The 19,353-nt window shown below is 68.8% G+C and carries 16 protein-coding genes and 1 riboswitch; of the genes, 9 read left to right on the top strand and 7 right to left on the bottom strand.

The features are described from left to right. Positions 1-51: 51 nt before the first annotated feature. Positions 52-1,107 carry an EamA family transporter gene (locus AC0VYB_RS02575; protein WP_009377635.1) on the top strand — a complete coding sequence of 352 codons (1,056 nt, stop codon included), beginning with the start codon at positions 52-54 and terminating at the stop codon, positions 1,105-1,107. A 20-nt stretch (positions 1,108-1,127) separates the two neighbouring features. Continuing rightward, positions 1,128-2,507, top strand: coding sequence for a hypothetical protein (locus tag AC0VYB_RS02580; RefSeq protein ID WP_063250318.1), 1,380 nt, complete (start codon positions 1,128-1,130; stop codon positions 2,505-2,507). On the opposite strand, the gene AC0VYB_RS02585 is transcribed toward AC0VYB_RS02580, so the two are convergent. The 3 genes from AC0VYB_RS02585 to AC0VYB_RS02595 form a co-directional block, all read right to left on the bottom strand. Continuing rightward, complete coding sequence (locus AC0VYB_RS02585) at positions 2,483-3,793, bottom strand: DUF418 domain-containing protein (RefSeq protein WP_081590992.1); 1,311 nt, start codon at positions 3,791-3,793, stop codon at positions 2,483-2,485. The genes AC0VYB_RS02580 and AC0VYB_RS02585 overlap by 25 nt on opposite strands. 74 nt (positions 3,794-3,867) lie before the next feature. Then, entirely contained in the window at positions 3,868-5,349 is a 1,482-nt protein-coding gene (locus tag AC0VYB_RS02590; RefSeq protein ID WP_009377641.1) for a phytoene desaturase family protein, read from the bottom strand. Between the two features lie 77 nt (positions 5,350-5,426). Continuing rightward, positions 5,427-6,620: a hypothetical protein gene (locus tag AC0VYB_RS02595; protein ID WP_063250320.1), complete on the bottom strand. Its 1,194-nt coding sequence runs from the start codon at positions 6,618-6,620 to the stop codon at positions 5,427-5,429. Positions 6,621-6,783: 163 nt separating this feature from the next. Between AC0VYB_RS02595 and AC0VYB_RS02600 the strand changes: the two genes are divergently transcribed. Beyond that, positions 6,784-8,472: a dihydroxyacetone kinase subunit DhaK gene (locus tag AC0VYB_RS02600; RefSeq protein WP_063250322.1), complete on the top strand. Its 1,689-nt coding sequence runs from the start codon at positions 6,784-6,786 to the stop codon at positions 8,470-8,472. Here the strand turns inward: AC0VYB_RS02600 and AC0VYB_RS02605 are convergent. Together AC0VYB_RS02605 and AC0VYB_RS02610 are read right to left on the bottom strand one after the other, a co-directional pair. Beyond that, positions 8,460-9,143 carry a TenA family protein gene (locus tag AC0VYB_RS02605; protein WP_119296479.1) on the bottom strand — a complete coding sequence of 228 codons (684 nt, stop codon included), beginning with the start codon at positions 9,141-9,143 and terminating at the stop codon, positions 8,460-8,462. The genes AC0VYB_RS02600 and AC0VYB_RS02605 overlap by 13 nt on opposite strands. After that, a riboswitch (TPP riboswitch) is annotated at positions 9,141-9,243 on the bottom strand. It overlaps the preceding gene by 3 nt. A gap of 17 nt (positions 9,244-9,260) precedes the next feature. Beyond that, on the bottom strand, positions 9,261-10,277 hold the full coding sequence (locus tag AC0VYB_RS02610; protein ID WP_259823403.1) for an ATP-grasp domain-containing protein: 1,017 nt from the start codon (positions 10,275-10,277) through the stop codon (positions 9,261-9,263). Positions 10,278-10,394: 117 nt separating this feature from the next. Here AC0VYB_RS02610 and AC0VYB_RS02615 point away from each other — a divergent pair, with 117 nt between their 5' ends. The 5 genes from AC0VYB_RS02615 to AC0VYB_RS02635 all read left to right on the top strand — a co-directional run bounded on the left by AC0VYB_RS02615 (position 10,395) and on the right by AC0VYB_RS02635 (position 15,365). Next, positions 10,395-10,757: a VOC family protein gene (locus AC0VYB_RS02615; RefSeq protein ID WP_475385027.1), complete on the top strand. Its 363-nt coding sequence runs from the start codon at positions 10,395-10,397 to the stop codon at positions 10,755-10,757. A gap of 66 nt (positions 10,758-10,823) precedes the next feature. Then, the gene (locus AC0VYB_RS02620) at positions 10,824-11,324 is read left to right on the top strand and encodes a HutD family protein (protein ID WP_162909053.1); all 501 of its coding nucleotides are present in this window, start codon (positions 10,824-10,826) and stop codon (positions 11,322-11,324) included. 217 nt (positions 11,325-11,541) lie between these two features. Further along, entirely contained in the window at positions 11,542-12,933 is a 1,392-nt protein-coding gene (locus AC0VYB_RS02625) for a hypothetical protein (RefSeq protein WP_280559080.1), read from the top strand. 366 nt (positions 12,934-13,299) lie between these two features. After that, positions 13,300-14,499, top strand: coding sequence for an MFS transporter (locus AC0VYB_RS02630; RefSeq protein ID WP_119296482.1), 1,200 nt, complete (start codon positions 13,300-13,302; stop codon positions 14,497-14,499). Positions 14,500-14,519: 20 nt separating this feature from the next. Further along, positions 14,520-15,365 carry a DNA-formamidopyrimidine glycosylase family protein gene (locus AC0VYB_RS02635; RefSeq protein ID WP_131248427.1) on the top strand — a complete coding sequence of 282 codons (846 nt, stop codon included), beginning with the start codon at positions 14,520-14,522 and terminating at the stop codon, positions 15,363-15,365. Positions 15,366-15,407: 42 nt separating this feature from the next. On the opposite strand, the gene AC0VYB_RS02640 is transcribed toward AC0VYB_RS02635, so the two are convergent. Further along, complete coding sequence (locus AC0VYB_RS02640; RefSeq protein WP_259801258.1) at positions 15,408-16,337, bottom strand: LysR substrate-binding domain-containing protein; 930 nt, start codon at positions 16,335-16,337, stop codon at positions 15,408-15,410. 175 nt (positions 16,338-16,512) lie between these two features. Between AC0VYB_RS02640 and AC0VYB_RS02645 the strand changes: the two genes are divergently transcribed. Beyond that, positions 16,513-18,063, top strand: a complete 1,551-nt coding sequence (locus tag AC0VYB_RS02645; protein ID WP_167560170.1) for an SLC13 family permease — start codon at positions 16,513-16,515, stop codon at positions 18,061-18,063. Positions 18,064-18,075: 12 nt separating this feature from the next. On the opposite strand, the gene AC0VYB_RS02650 is transcribed toward AC0VYB_RS02645, so the two are convergent. Beyond that, positions 18,076-19,287, bottom strand: a complete 1,212-nt coding sequence (locus AC0VYB_RS02650) for an MFS transporter (RefSeq protein WP_167560166.1) — start codon at positions 19,285-19,287, stop codon at positions 18,076-18,078. Positions 19,288-19,353 lie beyond the last annotated feature (66 nt).

A 19,353-nucleotide genomic window follows, 5' to 3' on the forward strand; every position in this document is an offset into this window, starting at 1 on the left:
ATGAAGAACTTTGCGATTGTGCTCAACAGTGGCGGCGTCGAGGATGGAGGTATGTCCGTCAAGCACTGTCTCCTCGCCGCCTCGGTCGCCGTGATGTGGGGGTTGAACTTCCTCGCGATCGACCTCTCGCTCGAGCAGTTCCCGCCGTTCTTCCTCGTCGCACTCCGCTTCGCCCTGCTCGCGATCCCCACCCTCCTTTTCGTGCCGATGCCGAAGGTGAGGTTCCGCTGGATCCTCGGCTACGGGCTCGGCTTCGGGATCCTCCAGTTCGCGTTCCTCTACTGGGGCATGGCCGCAGGCATGCCGGCGGGACTCGCCTCACTCGTCCTCCAGGCTTCCGGGCCGTTCACGGTCTTCCTCGGGATGACGGTCCTGCGCGAGCGGGTCCGTCCGTCCCAGATGGCGTTCCTCCTCGTCGCGATGGCCGGGCTCGGAGTCGTCGGCTGGCAGCGCTTTGACTCCTCGGCGAGCCTCCTCCCCTTCCTCCTCACGCTTGCCGGCGCCTTCGGCTGGGCGATCGGCAACATCTGCAACCGGCAGGCGCATTCGACCGAGCCGGTGAAGCTGACGATGTGGATGTCCGTCGTCCCGCCGGTGCCGATGCTCATCGTCGCCCTCCTCGTCGAAGGACCCGACAGGATCGGGCAGTCGCTGACGACCGTGACCACCCCGACGGGTCTGCTCGGCCTCGCGGGGCTCATCTACACCGTCGTCATCGCCACCGTCATCGGCTCGGGCGTGTGGTCATGGCTGATGGCGCGCAACCCCGCCGGAGTCGTCGCCCCGTTCTCCATGCTCGTGCCGATCGTCGGGATGAGCGCGGCGTGGCTCGTCTTCGGGGAGACGGTGAGCCTCGGCGAACTCTGCGGTGCCGGCCTCGTCATCGTCGGCGTCCTCGGTGCCGGACTCAAGGCCGCGAAGGGGGCGCGGATCGCCGGTGCCCTCGCCGAGGCGGTGCCCGAGCCGGTGCCGGATGTGCCCGAGCCAGCCGGGGAACCGAACCCCGTGTCCGACGTCCCCGCGCTGACGCGGGAGGAGGACGTCCCCGCGGGGACGGCGACGGGGTCCCACCTCGACGATGGCCGAGTCCGAGGAAACGCCCGATGAGGACCGTCTAGGGTGTGAGCATGTCCGAGAACTCTGCCGATCGCGATGGGCCTGACTCCCCAACCGGCGCCCGCCCCGCCTCCGCGTCCACAGCTCGCCTCACCGTCGACGATCTGCTCGCCTCCCCGCGGGGACGCTCGCTGCTTCACTCGGTCGTCGCTGCCTCGCAGGTGGGCCCGGGGACTGATGAGGTGCCGGTGGACGACAGTGAGGTCGACCCGGTGGACGACAGTGACGTCGAGCCGGTGGACGACAGTGAGGTCGACCCGGCGGACGTTCTCGGCTGGGTTGCCCTCACCGCCGCCGAGACGATCGACAGGGAATGGGCGACCGGAATTCTCCTCTCTGAATCCGGGGCCGACCTCACCGAGGTATATGTGGCCGATGCGGCTGCGGAAGCCATCGGGTTGGGCCGTCGGAGTCCCCGCGTTCCCAGTCAGGCCGAACTTGAGCGTGCGATGGCCGAGGTCATCGCGGGTGCGATGTATTGGCAACCGCCTCATCCCGAAGACGTCATCGCGGCCGACCCCGCGATGGTCGAGGCCCTGCGCCCGTGGGCCGAGGTCATCATCGACAGCGGCCTGCTCGACTCATGGTCGGCTGGTCCCGATTTCGATGACCTCTGGGAACTGACCTGGGACGATTCAGATCACACCGGCGATATTCCGACTCGCCTCAGTGCGGAGCCTGCTGCATTGATTTCGGGAGCTGAAGGCGCACCGCCGTCAGGTGCTGGTGCGGCGGCGCTGCGGGCGTGGTCCGCAGAGGTCGCCTCCAGTGAGAGCGAGTACCGGCAGGAGTTCGCGAAGGATCCACGCATGGCGGCCAGCGGCGAATGGTGGTCGACTCCCGCGCATGAGCTGGTGACGACCACCGGCACCTGGCCGAGCGGAGAGCCGATCGGACTCAGCCTCGTCGAGGACGATTTCGGGCTCAGAAGGGCGCGGGCCTGTCGGCTGCGCCTGCGGGACACATTCGGTGTGTTCATCGTCAACGGGCCGGAACAGTGGGCGGTTCTCTGCCGGAAGTATCCGCTCGACGTCACTGCGCAACGGCGGGAGGTCTGGTTCGAGGCGACGGGACGTCGCGGTCGCTGGGTGATCCCGGATTGGTCGCGGGTGGCCGAGGACTACGACGGTGTCTATGTCAGCCTCGCCGGGTACGTGCGCACAGCGGGTGCCGTCGTCGATGTCGGCGACGGCAGCCTGCTCCCCGAGGCCGGCGACAGGCCGAGCTACGGGGACACCGATGACCGCACCGCGAGCCTCATGGCCGGGTGGAACCCCGACACCACGTACTGGCTCACCGATGCTGTCGCCGGCATCGTCGAGGTCGTCGACTGGGCCATGGACGACGAGACCTGCGCGTGGGCAGCTCACCCCGGCCACGAACGGCCGTAGGTGAGGCGACGGAGGACCACCTCGGCGGGGCCTTTGGAGTTCCTCGACTCCATCCACGTCGCCAGGGCGACGGAGATGACCCACACCCCGATGGCGAGGAAGGACGCCGGGGTCGTGTTCCACGTCCGACCCAGCCCGAGGCCCCACGCGGCGAGCAGCGGTGCGAAGACGAGGGACTGGAAGAGGTAGAAGCTCAGCGAACGCTTGCCGAGGTAGGCGATGGGGAGGAGCAGCCTCGGCGGGCGGTCCTGGAGGCGCAGGCCGATGAGGCCGAAGAGGGCGGCGTACCCGATGCCCGCGCACGCCCCGGTGGCCGTCGAGAGCACCATGAGCAGCTGGACGGGGCCGGAGTCCTCGGCGACCCAGCCGAGGTAGGCCAGCGCCTGCGGGACGCTGCCGAGCACACCGAGATGGATGCCGATGCCGGCGACGAGGCCGAGGCGGGGACGACGGGGTGCCAGCGGGTTGCGGGACTCGATCCACCGGTGCCGGGCGGCGAGGCCGCCGAGGATGATGCACAGGGGCACGATGAGGGAGAAGGTGCCGAGCACGGTCGCCATCACCCACACGAGGAGGCGGACGCCGATCGACGTGAGGTAGTTCGTCTCTCCTGTGCCCTGGGTGAGGAGGGTGTCGGTGATCGCCCCGAACGCCGCGGACTCCTCGGGCGTCATGTCCGTGCCGGTGCCCGAGTCGCCTGCGAGGACGAGGGAGACGACGATGAAGAAGACCTGGACGAGGACGAAGAGCGCAAGGATGCCGGCGAGGATCCAGACGGTGATCCTCAGTGCTCGGTCCCCGGCGGCCTGGATGAGATAGCCGAGGATGAGTCCGCACAGACCGTAGGCGCCGAGGATGTCCCCGCCGAAGAGCAGCGCGGCGTGGATGAAACCGAAGATGACGAGCCAGAGGCTGCGGCGCACGAGCATCGAGGTGATCGTCCGCGGGTCGTCGCCGGTGGCGGTGCGGCTGCGGGTGAACTGGACGATGCCGTAACCGAAGAGGAACGCGAACATCGGGTAGATGCTGCCGTCGACGAAGAGGATCGTGAGCACGGACAGCGTCGTATCGAGCGGGGAGTCGCTCGGCGGGTGCCCGCTCATCATCGTCGCGGCCTTCGTGCCCCACAGGTACGCCGAGACGTTGGCGATCGCGATGAGGCAGAGCATGAGCCCGCGGGCGAGGTCCGGGGCGAAGGCCCGCCGAGGCGCGGGAGTGGGAGGGCCGGGCGCGCGACTGCTGTGCATCATCGGAGCCGGCTGGTGCGGGAAGTCTGGGTGCGTCATGTGATGTTTCGGGTCGAGGACGGTTGGACGGTGTCGGACGGGTGAACGGCGACCGCCTCGGCGAGGATCCGGTTTCAGTCCTGCGGGGCGAGGCTGGGGACCTCGGTGATGCCGAATCGGTGCTTGAGCGCCCGTTGGGCGGCGAACCAGCCGTTCATGCCGTGGACGCCGGGGGCGGGCGGGGTCGCCGACGAGCAGAGGTAGGCGCCGGGCACGCCGAGGCTGTAGTTGTCCCAGTTCGTCCGCGGGCGGGCGAGCATCCGGTAGAAGGTGATGATGCCGGTGGCGATGTCGCCGCCTGTGTAGTTCTGGTTGTGCTCGGACATCTGCGAGGCCGGCACCGACCGGTAGTCGACGATCGTGTCGCGGAAGCCGGGGGCGAAGCGTTCGAGTTGCCGGGTGATGTACTCGGTCGGGTCGATCGGGCAGTCGAAGGGGACGTGGCAGTACGTCCACAGCGGCCGCAGGCCGTTGACCTCGCGGGAGGGGTCGAAGACCGTCGGGTCGGAGACGAGGCAGACCGGGTGCTCGGGCATCCGTCCGGCGACGACGTCGCCTTCGGCCGCGGCCATCTGCTCCCGGGTCCCGCCGAGGTGGACGGTGCCGGCGCGCGCGACGTCCGGATCCGCCCACGGGACGGGCCCGTTGAGGACGAAGTCGACCTTCGCCGCGGCGTTGCCGTGCTTGAAGGTCCGCAGGGCGCGCTCGACGTGAGCGGGGAGGAGGCCGGAGAAGATGTCCGCGGCATTGCCCGCCGAGGTGTCGAGGATGTAGGCGCGGGCCGCGGGCATGTCGGCGACGTGGTCGACGCGGACCCCGGCCGTCGCCCGACCGCCGTGGGCTTCGAGATCGGCGACGAGGGCGTCGGTGATCGCCTGCGAACCGCCGACGGGGGAGGGCCACCCGCCGGCGTGGGCGATGGTGGCGAGCATCGTCGCCGTCGCCGCCGTGCCCATCCCCGGCAGGGGGCCGATCGCGTGCGAGCCGACGCCGGTGAACAGCGCCTGGGTGGTCTCGTGGGAGAGCGGGATGTTCCACGCGGGGCTCGCCTGGGAGAGCAGCCGCATCCCGAACTTCACGACGTTGGCGATGCCGGAGGCATCGCGGAGGGTTGGAGGCAGCGACCGCTTATCGCCGAGGGAGAGCCAGATCGTGTCGTCGACGCGCTCGAGGAGGGGACGGAAGAACCGGTCCCATTCCGGTCCCGCCTCGCCGAGGTGCTCGACCGTCTTCGCGAGATCGTGGAAGGCCAGCGCGGCGGGCCGACCGTCGAGCGGCTGGGCGTAGGAGATCTCCGGGGTCGTGAACTCGAGTCCGCGGGCCCGGAGGTCGAAGTCGACGAAGAAGGGGCTGGCGATCGCGAGCGGGTGGACGGCCGAGCAGATGTCGTTGACGATCCCCGGGGCCAGCCCGAGGTCGAGGGTGCGGGAACCGCCGCCGATCGTCGGCTGGGCTTCGAGGACCTCGACCGAAAGCCCCGCCCGAGCCATGGTGACGGCGGCCGCCAGACCGTTGGGGCCGGATCCGACGACGACGACATCAGGCTGGGTGCTCATGGCTTCAGTCTAGGTCAGACGCCCGAGGCGGGCTGAGAGTGCGTGCCGCGGGCTGCGCGCTGCGGTGCGAATCGCGATCAGAACTCGCCGATCCCGTTGTGGAGGATGTCGCGCAGGGCCGAGCGGATGAGGCCGAGCTCTTCGAAGCCGTCGAGCTCGGCGTCGCCGAGGACGACCGTGTCCGTCGTCAGCTCCCTGACGCTCACGACGCTGCTCGTTCCCAGTTGGTCGGTGCCGAAGAGGAAGAGGTTCGCGACGATCGGGGTCTCCCCCTCGGGCAGGGCGCGAGTGGCAAGTGCTCCCACCCGCGGGTCGAGGGGGCCGGTCGGTGAGTCGGCGGGGACGAGGGTGCTGAGCTCGGGAAGCGTCTCGCGGGTCAGCCGCGAGGCCTCGTCGTCTTCGTCGAAGCTGTCGATGAGTCCGAGTTCGAGTTCGAACGCCGTTCTCGCGAGGACGCCGGTGAGCAGGTTCTCGTCGAGGAGCGGTGTGCGTCGGGTGTACCACCGGATGACGTCGTCGGCGTCGCTGGTGAGGATGAGCGACCAGACCGCGCTGACATCGACGTCGGCGGGCAGGGGGAGGAACGCCCAGCCGGCGAAGAGGTCCCCGAACGTCGTGACGGGAGGCGGCGGCGCTTCGGTCGCCGGGCCGGTCGGCTCTGCCGCGGCCGTGGTGGTGCGATCATCGCCTGCCGACGCCCTGGCGTCGTCGACCTCGTCGTCGAAGGGACTGAAGGAGAGCGTCTCGGCGAAGCGCATCTGCGCGACACGCAGCAGGCCCTCGATGAGTTCGCTGCTGACGTCCTCGTTGAGGAGTTCGACGTTGCCGGATTCGAACGGGTCGTCGTCGCAGATGATGGCGACGTAGCGGCCGGTGGGTTCGTGGCCCTCGGGCAGAGGGTAGATCTTCAGCCGGGACAAGGCCGCCGAGGCCTCCTCGACGAGGACGTCGCCGCTGAGATCGGACAGGGTGCTGTTGACCGGGGCACCGGCGCTCGTGCCGTCGGTCTCCTCGTCGACGTCGTCGTCGACCCATGCGTTCGCCGACTCGGTCTCGACGAGGAAGCCGGCGATCTGCGAGAGGATCGTCGCATACGACGCGCCCTCGGTGGTCCGTTCGATCCACCCTGTCTCGCCGTCCTCATCCTCCGTCTCGAAGTATCCCCACACCATGGTGGGGAAGAACTTCGGCGGCACGGATTCGATGATGTCGGGGCGGAACAGCCCGAACGGGATCCATTCGGAATCGTGGTCGACGGGGGAATCGTTCATCGGTCAATAGTGCCACGAGCCGGGCGGATCCGCCGACGGTCGGCAGGTGAACAGCCACCCTACCACTCCGCCGGGCAGGTATAGCATGGCACCGTCCGCACAGCCGGTGGCCGTCGACTGCCCACCGGACCGGCACACGACGCTGACCTGCGAAAGGATCTCCATGAGCGCGTTCTTCGTCTCGCCCACCCCGATCATCAGTGCCCTGCGCGGCTTCGCCCGCGCCCACTCGGACCGCGTGGCTCTCACCGAGGACCCGCTCTTCGTCCGCTCCCGCACCCGGACCCCTGAACGCCGAGTCGGCCTCGTCTCCGGCGGCGGATCGGGCCACGAACCCATGCACGTCGGCTTCGTCGGGCAGGGGATGCTCGATGCGGCAGTTCCGGGCGAGGTCTTCGCCTCCCCGCACAATGCGCAGATCTTCGCCGCCTCACGCGCCGTTGCCGGAGACGATGGGGTCCTCCACATCGTCAAGAACTACACCGGCGACGTCATCAACTTCGCGATCGCCGCCGAACGCCTCCAGGCAGCGGGCATCTCGACGCGCACCGTCATCGTCGACGACGACATTGCCACCGACAGTGATGAGACCGAGACCGGCCGCCGCGGCACCGGCGCGACTGTCGTCGTCGAGAAGATCCTCGGTGCCGCTGCCGACTCCGGACTCGGCCTCGATGAGCTCGCCGACCTCGGCGCCGAGGTGGCCGACCGTTCCCGCAGCCTCGCCGTCGCCGCCCGCGCCCAGACCGACTCCCACACAGGGAGGCCCGCCTTCGATTTGGCTGAGGGAACGCTCGAGTACGGGGTCGGCATCCACGGTGAACGTGCCGCGACCTCGATCGAACGCGAGAGCTTCGACGCGCTCGTGGCGAGGATGGTCGACGAGGTCCACGCCGCCGTCGCCGGCGACCCCGCCGACGGCGACCTCCTCGTCTTCGTCAACGGACTCGGCGCCAGCACGCAGATCGAGCTCTTCAACGTCTTCGACGGCGTCACCCGCGCCCTCGAAGCCAAGGGCGAGAAGGTCGCGGCGTCCCTCGTCGGCGACTACGTCACCGCCCTCGACATGACCGGCTTCTCGATCACGCTCACCCGAATGCAGCCGCAGTGGTTGGACTGGTGGGAAACCGCCACCTGCACTGCGGCCTTCCCCGCGCCCGTCGCCGACGGCACACCGACCGCATCTATCGCCGAACGCGGGACCGACCAGGGTGGCGCAGACGAGACCGACGCGGGCACACTGCGCACCCGCGCACAGGATCGCAGCACCGACCTCGAGACCGCCGTCGTCATCCGCTTCGCCGAACTCGCCGAAGAGCATCACGGCCACCTCACGCGACTCGACCAGGTCACCGGTGACGGCGACTTCGGCGACAACCTCCGCGGCGGTCTCCGCCATGCGACCCGACTCATGGAGGAGGCCGACGCGGCGGGATTCGCCGCCGCCGAACGTGCCTTCCTCAACGGCGTCGGCGGCACGAGCGGGCCTCTGCTCGGCCTGCTCTTCCAGGAGCTCAACGCCGGATACGCGAAGCTTGGGGACGACGAGCACCCGAGGACCGTCTGGGAGCAGGCGACCGCGGCCGGCTCGGCGGCGATCCGCCGCGTCGGCGGAGCCGAGCCCGGCGACCGGACGGTCATCGACGTCCTCGAACCGACCGCCTCAGCGCTGAGCGGAGGATTCGCCTCGGCCGCCGAGACGGCCGCCGACGCCGCCCAGGCCACGGCCGAACTCCAGGCCAGGCGCGGTCGTGCGAGCTATGTCGACGGGCGCGGCCACGGCACCCCCGACGCGGGCGCGGTCGGGATCTCGCTGCTCTTCACCGCGGCCGCCGAGGTCTACGAACGCTGAGCCCGGTACGCCTCATCGAAGAACGCGCGCTCGAGCCCGACGGCCCGCCCCCACAGCGCGGTCAGCCGCTTTCGGGTCGTGACCGACTCGGCGTCATCACCCCGGGGAAAGACGCGTTCGAGTTCGTCGACGAGGAACTGCACCCACGCGGAGAAGTCCTCGCCGCGGTGGAGGTCGATCCAGCCGACGTGGACGTCGCGGGTGGGCATGTCGCGCACCTGCTCACCCCAGTCGAGGTAGAGCCATTCGGCGATGACGAGGACGACGAGGAGGTCCGGGTACGACGCCGAGGCGACGGCCGTCCGCATCACCTCGCGGAAGCCTTCTGTCGGAGCGAGGAGGACGGGGTCGGCGTAGTCGTCCTCGGTCACCCCCACCTCGGCGAAGGCACGGAGGAAGTACGAGTCCTCATCGGCTTCGAGGAACCCCAGCTGACGCGCGAACCGGAGCTTCGCCTCGATCCGGTCGGCGTGGGCGACGCACGTGCCGAGCATCGCGAGGAAGTCCTCGAAGAACTGATAGTCCTGGACGAGATAGGTCGCCATGACGTCGTCGGGCACGGTGCCCGCGAAGAGCTCCTCGACGAACCGGTGGCCGACCGCGGCACTCCAGTCCTCGTCCGCTGACCGACGCAGTGCCTCGACGGCGCCGTTCTGGGACACAGTGATCATTCGTCTCCTCCAACTTCCTCCGCCGGCATGATCCGGATCAGGTGTAAGGGTCTGCGTACGCACTCTCAGCGCCGTGTCCGGCGCTCCCCTGTGGTGGTCTGAGACTATCAGGCCCGGTCAGGGCACGGGAATGCCCGCGACCGCGCCGAGGCGGAGGCTCAGCTCCTCAGCGATCCGTGCGGTCGCCGGCTGCCGGCCGGCCGCACGCTCGGCCTCCTCGACGGCCGAGTTGTAGTTCGTGTTCGTGTTGATGTCGTAGACGACCTGCCGGCCGTCGTTGGTCTCGATGAACTCGACGCCGGCGAAGTCGATGGCGAGTTCGCGGAGCAGTTCCTCGAGTCGGCCGATGAGCGGGGTCTCGGCGGTGATCTCCTCGCGCCGGGTGAACTGGCTGAACGGCGCCGAGGCGGTGTGCTGGTCCCCGGCGGTCCCAGCGGTCGGGATCTCGCACGCGTCGGCGGGGCAGAGTTCGAACGAGCCGGCAGAGACATCGACCCTGACGGCGTAGTGGAACCGGCCGCCGATGAACTCGGCGCGGGTGATGAACGGTGCGGCCGGCTGCAGGTACTCCTGGATGAGGGTGATGCCGTCGATCGGCTCGTCCGCGCCGCCGGGTCCGAAGTCGGCGATCGCCTGCTCGAGGTCTGCGTGAGAGTCGAACCGGCGCACGCCCAGGCCCTTGCCGCCCTGGTTGTGCTTGGTGATGAACGGGGGAGCGAAGTCCGCAGCCGCCTCGGTGATCGCGGTGCTCCCGAACGCGGCGGCGGTCCTGGGGACGTCGAAGCCGTGGGCTGCGAGTTCGCGGTGCTGGCGGATCTTGCTGACCTCGAGCTCGTAGACGTCGGAACCGTTGATGACCGTCCGACCGGCGGCCTCGAGCCACGCGAGCACCGCCCGGCCGAAGTCCTTGACATGCGGGTCGGTGCGCGTGTGCGAGGACGCGGAGAGGCGGGACCAGAAGAGGGCCTCGGGCGGCTCGGCGGCGAGGTCGATCGTCGCTCCGGGCAGCAGCCATTCGACGTAGTCGACGCCCTGGGACTCGAGCGCCTCGGCGAAGGGGGTGATCCACTCCGGGTTGTCGTGGATGATGTAGACCGCGGGCCTGTCGGCGACGGGCAGCTGCTGGGTGCTCATGGAAGGCCTCTCGATGTCGTGTCGGAACGCTGGACGTATTGCTCAACAATCCTACGGGTCCGGGGATTCCCGGCCGAAGCCGTTCACCGCGTCCGTCCACCGGCGTAGACTCAGGCTATGGCTATCGCAAAGCAGCCCGTGATCGTTCTCGACGCTCCGGATGCTGGTGAGCTCGCCCGCTTCTACGGCGACCTCCTCGACTGGCAGGTCCGCGTCGACGACGACGGCACGTGGGCTGAGATCACATCCGACTCCTGGCCGCCCATCTGCTTCCAGCAGGTCGAGGACTACCACGCCCCGAGCTGGCCCAGTCAGGAGCATCCGCAGCAGATGCGCATCGACGTCATGGTCGACGACCTCGATGCCGCCGAGGCGCAGGTCATCGAACTCGGTGCCGGCAAGGCCGCCGTGCAGCCGGGGGAGACCTTCCGCGTCTTCCTCGACCCCGCCGGCCATCCGTTCTGCCTCTGCGTCAGCTGAGGCGGTGCCGGCCGACTGAGGCGGCGCGGGCCAGCCGTGACGGCGCCCGCGTCTACGATGGCGAGCATGGACCTCATCGCGTCGTTCGACGACATCGCACCGAGACCGTGGGCCAATGGCGCAGGTGAGACGACCGAACTCGTTTCACTCGACGAATCCGCGCGCCTCACCCCGGATCGTCGCCGGTGGCGGCTGAGCATCGCCCGCCTCGATCGTCCGGGTCCGTTCTCGTCCCTGCCCGGACTCGATCGGATCTTCTGTCCCACCGCCGAGGTGGTCCTGTCGATCGACGGCACCCTCCACCGGGCGGGCCCCGGGCGTCCCCTGCGGTTCAGCGGCGATGCCGACGTCGCTCTCACCGAACTGCGAGAGTCCTGCTTCGCGATCAACCTCATGACCGAGCGCGAAGGCGACCACCCTGCCCTGACGATGCTGCCCGCACCCGCCGAGCGGCCACGATTCGTCCTCACACTCGAACCGGTCGAGGGATGGGGACGGTTCACCCTCCTCGAACTCGACGGTTCCGAGGAGCTGCCGGGCCGCCTCGGCGTCATCGGGATGAGCTGAGGCGGGGGAGGCTCCGGTCGCGCCCACACGGAAGCGAATCCTGAGGAAAACGTGCGAGTCGGGTGTACCGGCGGTCACAGATCGAGGCGTCGTTGCTGGTCATCAGCGTAGTCGTCGGCCGGGCGTCCAGGAGGCTCCCAGGCTCGGGTGGGCCCGGTCAGGGTCTCTGGACTTCCACGGAGAATACTGGGAGCTGACACACGTTCTGGGAGGTACTTTGGCGTCGCAACAGAGAGACCCGCACAACTCGTCCGATCCCGCAGGCGCGAACGGCGCCGCGGGATCGATGCCGCAGCCGACCCCTGGTGCCCAGCCGACCCACGGCACCCAGCCGTCACAGACGCTGCCGCTCATCACCGAGGAGATGACAGCGGCGCATCCGGCGACGACCCCGGTCATGCCGCCCAACCCCATTCGTCACGATGCCCAGCCCACGGCAGCGCAGCCGGCGGCAGCCCAGCCGACGGCAGCGCAGCCCGCTGCGGGGCATACCGAGTCCACGGCTGTCGCGCCCACCGTGGCACAGGATGCTCAGACCGGCGAGGACCAGGACGGCGAGAAGAAGGAGAAGTCCGGGAACGGGATGTCGGCCACCCAGCTGCTGGCCGGCGCCGGTGCGGCAGCGACGTCATCGGTCATCGGTGGACAGCTCGGCGTCGCCGGCACCGTCATCGGCGCAGGCATCGCGAGCATCGTCACTGCGGTCGCCGTGAGCCTCTACAGCAAGAGCCTTGAGAAGGGCAAAGAAGCGGTCAAGGAGGTCGGCGCAAAGCTCGCCCCCGCGGTGAAGAAGGGCGCAGGCCTGCCCGTCGCCGGAGGCGGAGCCGCCCTCGGCGGTGCGGCCACGGCCGCCGGTCCCGACGCCACTGCCGTCTACGGAACGACCCCGCACACGAACTCTTCGCCGACGGCGAAGGACACTTCGGCAGACGCCGCTTCCCCTGATGAGACGGCCGTCCACGGAGCCGTGGGCGACGGCGATCGCAGCGACACCGCGTTCGGCAACCTCGACGAGGCCGAAGCGGACGCCGAGGCCGCGGCCGGTACAGACACCGACGACGAACCGAAGTCGTGGTGGCAGAAGCTCAAGCGCAAGCGCGTCCTCTACCCTGTGGCAATCGGCGTCGCGGCCTTCGGCATCGGCCTCGGCGGAGTCGTCATCGCCGAGAACCTCACCGACGCCGACATCTCTCCGGGCACCTCAGAGATCTCGAAGTCGGTGACGGGCGGCTCCGGTGGCGAGGAATCCGACACTTCGCGCGAGGGCGGCAGCGACGGCGGTTCGGGTTCGTCGAACTCCAGCGCGAACGGTGAGCAGGCCAACACCAGCAGCAACAGCAGCTCGTCGACGACCGGTGAGAGCGACCAGAGCTCGACGTCGACCACCCAGGGCGACCAGACGGGCACCGAGCAGGGAACGGACTCGAGCAGCGACACGAGCGGGACGTCCTCGGACACCTCGGGATCGAGCGGTTCGGGCTCGGACTCCTCGACCACCTCGGACGGGTCGGGCAGCACCTCCGGCAGCGATTCGGGCACGTCCGGCTCCGGCAGCAGCTCCGACGGCTCGGGGTCGAGCGGCAGCGGTTCCGGTGGGAGCGGAAGCTGATCGAGCGGCTCCGGCGGTTCAGGCTCCGGCTCCGGTTCCGGTGGTGCGGGCAGCGGCTCCGGTTCGGGAAGCTCGGGCTCCGGCGGCAGTGCCGCCACCTCTCAGGGCTGAGCCGGCGCGCAGCTGAGCCACCCCGGCACCATTCACCTCTGCGTCGGGCGGTCACCGTGACCGCCCGACGCTTTGCTGTCCGCGGCCGGGATCGTTAGCCTGAGAGCGTGAGCACACCAGAAGCATCCAGGACCGGGCTGTCGGCACGCCGATAGCCCGATAGACCTCAGCGCGCACGTCTCAGCCGCACACAGGCCCGGCATCGGCAGTGCCCTTCGGAAGAATCCATTCACTGCTCATCCGAAAGGCCGGCTCATGCCTGCTCTGCTCTATTTCCTTGCCCTTGCCGTCTTCGCGCAGGGCACCTCCGAATTCGTCCTCGCCGGGCTGCTCACCGATATCGCCGCCGACCTCGGCATCACGCTCACCGAGGCGGGACTGCTCACCACGGCGTTCGCGCTCGGCATGGTCCTCGGTGCCCCGGCCATGGCGATCCTCGCCCGCCGGTTCTCCGCGCGGACGGCACTGACCTCGTTCCTCATCGTCTTCGTCGCAGCCCACATCGTCGGAGCGCTCACCGACTCCTTCCCGCTCCTGCTCCTCACCCGCGTCGTCGCGGCCGTCGCCAACGCCGGCTTCCTCGCCGTCGCGCTCGCCCTCATCGTCCGCATCGTCGAACCGCACCGCCAGGCGAGAGCCGTCGGCGTCGTCCTCGCCGGGACGACCCTGGCCCTCATCGCCGGAGTGCCGGCGGGAGCGGTCCTCGGTGCATACTTCGGGTGGCGAGCGGCGCTGTGGGCCATCGCAGTCCTCTGCGTGCCGGCCCTCCTTGCCGGCCTCACTGCGCCGACGGGCGCAGGCGGCGGCACCGGTGGAGCACAGCGGCCGCCGCTGCGCACCGAACTCGCCGTCCTCCGCTCCCGCACTGTCCTCGGCGTCATTGCGGTGACGGTGCTCGTCAACGCGGCGACATTCGGTGCGTTCACGTATCTCGCGGTCATCGCCGAGGCGGGGCTCGGTCTTCGGCCCCTCGCCGTGCCCGTCCTGCTCGCTCTCTTCGGCGTCGGTGCCTTCGTCGGCGTCACCGTCGCCGGCCGGTACGCCGATCGGCACTGGGCTCGGATCGTCGGTCTGCTCGGTCCCTGTCTCGTGCTCGTCTGGGCGTCGCTCACGGTGGGGGTCGCAGTGGCCGGCCTAGGGGCATGCGGTGGGGGCGACCACCTCGGCGTGGGGATCTTCTGGGTGCTCACCCCCGTAGCCGGGGCCCTCTCCTTCGCTCTCGGCAGCACTCTCATCGCCCGGATCGTCTCCGAGGCGAGGCACGCGCCGAACCTCGGGGGAGCGTTCGCGACGGCCGCCCTCAACCTCGGTGCCGCACTCGGGCCGGTCGTCGCGGGACTTGCGCTCAGCCGCCTCGGCGAGGTCGGACCCTTCGCGGTCGCAGCGGTCTGCGTAGGATCTGCCGTTGGGATCTGGGTGCTCATCCGTCGGGCAGGACTCCTTGCGCCCAGCTGAGCACGGGCCATACTGGGGGTATGCCGGAACTGCCCGAAGTCTCAGCGCTCGTCGAGTTCCTCCGGCCCCGTGTGGTCGGCGACTTCATCGCGCACGTCGACATCGCCGAGCTCGCGCTCCTGCGCACCGCGGACCCGCCGCTCGATGCGGTCATCGGGCTCGAGATCACCGGCGTCACGCGGGTCGGCAAGGCCCTCATCCTCGAGTTCGAGGGACTTTTCCTCGTCTGCCGCTTCGCCCGTGCAGGCTGGCTGGTCTGGCACGATGCTGTGCCGACCGGGCCGGTGCGGATGGGCAAGGGCCCGCTGGGGATGCGGGTCGGCCTTGCCTCCGGTGCCGGTTTCGACCTCACCGAGGCGGGGACGAAGAAGAACGCGTCGGTCTCCCTCGTCCGCGACCTCAGCGAGGTCGAGGCGATTGCGCAGGCCGGACCCGATGCGCTCGAGCTGACGGCCGACGAGTTCGCCGAGGTGCTCGCGGGAAGTCGGTCGCGGATCAAGACGGTGCTCGAGGACCAGTCGATCATCTCCGGGATCGGCAATGCGTTCTCCGACGAGATCCTCCACACCGCGAAGGTCTCACCCTTCGCCACCGCCGAGAAGGTCGATGCTGCGGCCGTCCACGATGCGATGGTCGCGGTGCTCACCTCAGCGCGGGAGGCGCTCGTCGGCCTGCCGCCGGCGAAGGTCAAGGCCGCGAAGAAGAAGCTCCTGCGCGTCCACGGGAGGACGGGGGAGACGTGCCCGGTGTGCGGGACGACGATCGCCGAGGTGTCCTTCGCCGACAAGTCCCTCCAGTACTGCCCCGGCTGCCAGACGGGCGGCAAGCGGCTGAGCGATCGCCGGATGGACCGGCTGCTCAAGTAGGAGCCTCTCTGGCTGAGCGGTCCGCGTCAGCGGTGGAGTCGCTCACCGCTCTCGCCGCAGATCGTGCGCAGCAGCTTTCGTCAGCCGGATGAAAGCGGATTGCAGCGCACTGGGCGCCCGGTCGTCGCTGTCAGTGTGCGTCCGCCATGCAACGGCTAGCCCGATCGTGATCTCTTCGGCAAGCGGCCTGATGACGATCGGACCGTGCAGCGGCTGTCCGGACGGCCCGGGCATCAGAGCGACACCGAGGCCTGCGCTCACCATGGCGATCAGCGTCGAGGTCTCAGTGGCCGTCTGCTGGATCCGCGGCCTGAAGCCGGCCTGGCGGCACAGTTCCCACACCACCGACGCCACGGATGAGGCATGCGGGTAGCTGACGAGGCCGGAGTCGGCCAGATCGGAGACCAATAGCGGTTCTCCCGATTTCGCTCCGACTGCCAGCGGATGCCACGACGGCAGCACCGCGACGATCGGCGTCTGTTCGAACTCGTCGAGTCCGATCTCTCCCGACCGCACAGGCGGTCGCAGCACGGCGATGTCGATCCGATTCTCCAGGAGCGCAGTCTCCATCTGCGGAGTGAGCATCTCTCCGAAGATCTGCAACCTGACATTGGGCATCTCGATCTCTGCCCGCCTGACGATCTCGGGCATGAGGCGGTAGGTGGCCGTTCCGGAGAAGCCGATGCGAAGGACTCCGGCCGCACCGCGACCGACCTCAGCGACGTCGAACTCAGCTGACTCGAGGTCGGTGAGGATCTGGCGTGCGCGGTCGACGAGAAGCAGTCCCGCTTCGGTGAGCTCCACTCTGCGCGTTGTCCGATTGAAGAGGGTGGTGCCGAGCTCGGCCTCGAGCTGTCTGATCTGGCTCGAGAGCGGAGGCTGAGCCATGTGGAGGCGCTCTGCCGCTCGCCCGAAGTGCTTCTCCTCGGCAACAGCGAGGAAGTAGCGAAGGTGCCGGAGCTCCACGGTCACACCTGCTTTCGGGTCGATCCTCGATCACTGTGGCATCGTCACCTTCACTCATATGTCTGAAGTATGAAAAGCCCGAGAATGAGTACTTCTGTATCTGGATAGCCGACTCTACAGTGATTGGGATCACCCCGCATGCGCGAGGTGGATCGATGCAGAGAATGACCAGGGAGAGACCATGACCGACGCAAAGGCGCATGAATCGGCAGAGGTCGGCACGGCGGTGTCGGGCGACAGTCCTGACTCACCGGATGCCGCGCCGACACATCGATGGTGGCTCCTCGCTCTGGGACCGGCAGCCGGGTTGTTGCTCGCACTTGTGCTTCCCGAGTCGCTGTCGTTCGAAGGACGGGCGGTTGCCGCCTGCGCGCTGTGGATGGCGCTGTGGTGGATGACGGAGGCTGCTCCCATTCCCGTGACCTCGCTGCTGCCCCTTGTCCTGTTCCCGCTCTTCGGTATGGCGGAGATGAAGGAGGTCGCTGCCCCGTACGCGGACCCGGTGATCTTCCTGGTGCTCGGCGGCGTGATTCTCGGTTTGGCGACAGAGAAGTCGGGTCTGCACCTCCGCGTCGCACTGCTGACCATCCGGGTCGTCGGAACCAAACCGTCGCAGATCGTACTGGGCCTGATGATCGCCTCGGCCTTCGTCTCCGCATGGGTGTCGAATACGGCGACTGCCGTCATCATGGTGCCGATCGCCGTCTCGATCCTCAACCTCGTGCGATCGATCGACGAGAAGGCGGCCGGTCGCAGGTTCGCCGCCTCGCTGCTGCTCGGCGTCGCCTATGGCGTGACCATCGGCTCGACGGCGACGCTCATCGGTCAGCCGCCGATGGCACTGATGAAGGGGTACCTCAACGAGGCCTACGGATTCGACATCGGCTTCGGCACATGGATGCTCATCGATGTTCCGTGGGCTGTGGTCATGCTCGTGATCGCGTGGGTGGTGCTCACCAAGATCGTCTATCGTCCGGAAGTCGATCGGCTGCCCGGAGGGGACGATCTCATTCGCAATGAGTTGGCGAAGCTCGGCCGAATGTCGACCTCGGAACGCCGTGTCGCTGTGATCTTCCTCGTCGCGATCTTCTTCTGGGTCGTCGTGCCGTTCATCGCGCAGATTCCGTGGGTCGCCGAGAATGCAGCCGTCCTCGGTTCTGTCGACGACTCACAGATCGCCGTCGCAGCTGCGATCGCCTGTTTCGTTGTTCCGGCCGGCCGTCGCGGCGAATCTTCCCGCCGGGGTGCACTCCTGCACTGGTCGGACTCGAAGGAGGTGCCGTGGGGTCTTCTCCTTCTCTTCGGTGGTGGGCTCTCACTGTCGGCGATGTTCACTGCCACAGGATTCTCCGAATGGGTCGGTGAGCAGGTCTCCGGACTCACGGATCTTCCTCCGTGGCTGATCATCGTCGCCGTCATCGTCGTGGGTCTCGGGCTGACGGAGCTCACGTCGAACACCGCCACAGCAGCCGCCTTCCTCCCGATCTTCGGTGCGGTCGCTGTTGGTGTGGGCATCGATCCGCTGTTCATGACGGTCGCCGTCACCCTGGCAGTCTGCTCTGCCTACATGCTCCCTGTTGCGACGCCATCGAACGCCGTGGCATTCGGGTCGGGCGAGATCACGATCAAGCAGATGATGCGGGCCGGACTGTGGCTGAACCTCATCTCACTGGCGCTCATCATGGTCGTCATGTACACCCTGGTGCCCCTGGTCTTCGGGGTATCCCTCTGACCGCTCGACTGCTCACCTCTGCCGCACCAGCAGCGGACGCATCGCGAGGAGACCGAGCACAGGCCCGGGCAGGAGGAGCCACAGGGCCATCGGGCCGAGGGCTGTGAGCACGCTCTGGAGGAGGACGATGCTTCCGACGCTGACGGCGAAGCCGATCGCATTCATCGCCGTGAGCCCGGTGCCGGTGAGATCGTCGGGGGCGAACCGTGAGGCGAGCTCGGAGAACTGCGGGGAATCGGCGACGACGAAGAATCCCCAGAGGACGAGGGCGACGAGCAGGAGAACCGGTGCGTCGGGCAGAAGAGGGAAGAGCAGGCACATGAGGCCCGACCCCGCGAGAGCGGTGGCCGCGACGCGGGCGCTGCCGAGGCGCCGGCTCGCCATTCCGCCGAGGACGCACCCGAGCGTGCCGACGGCGATGACCGCGAAGCTCGCCGCCGCGATGCCGGTGACATCGGCGCTGCGCGCGAGAACACCCAGCGCCAGCACGGGCACGACGGCCCAGAAGGCGTAGAGCTCCCACATGTGCCCGACGTAGCCGAACACCGCCGCCCGGTACTTCCGGTCGGCGAAGAGCCGGCGCAGTGCCGAGCCCGCCCCCGCGCCCCGTGCGGGCCGGCTCGATGATGGGGACGCAGCCGTCGCCTCGGCGGGGGTTCCGGTTCCGGCGATCGCCGCGATGAGCACCGCCCCGACGACGGCGAGGCCCGTCGACCCCCACATGATCGACTGCCACGGCAGCGCAGCGCCCACGGTCGCGAGCAGCTGCGGCATCGCCGTGCCGAGCACGAGCATCCCGACGAGCCAGCTCAGCGCCTGCGCCGAGCGCTGAGGCGATCGCTTGACGATCATTGTCATGCCCATGGGGTAGACGCCGGCCAGACACACTCCGACGGCGAACCGGGCGAGCCACACGAGCACGAGGTTCGGCGCGAAGAGCGTCCACGCGAGGTTGAGCGCGGCCCCAAGCAGGCTCGAGACGATGAAGATCCGCTCGGGCGGGAAGCGGTCGGCGAGCCCGGTCGTCGCGCTCACGAGGGTGCCGACGATGAAGCCGATCTGGGTCGCGGCGACGATCCACCCGAACTGCGCCGCGGTGGCGTCGAGCCAGTCGGCAAGGCCCGCGGCCGCCCCGCTCGGGCTGAACCACAGCGACGTGCCGAAGCACTGGGCGATGACGATGATGCGCGCAGACGAACCGCGGCGTCCGTCCGTGTCGGTCAACGCTTCTCCTCCGCGGTGAGGCAACGGGTCGGTCGAGCCTCATCCTAGCGAGTGCTCACCCCAGAC

The sequence above is a fragment of the Brevibacterium sp. Z349TD_9 genome (assembly GCF_056173565.1).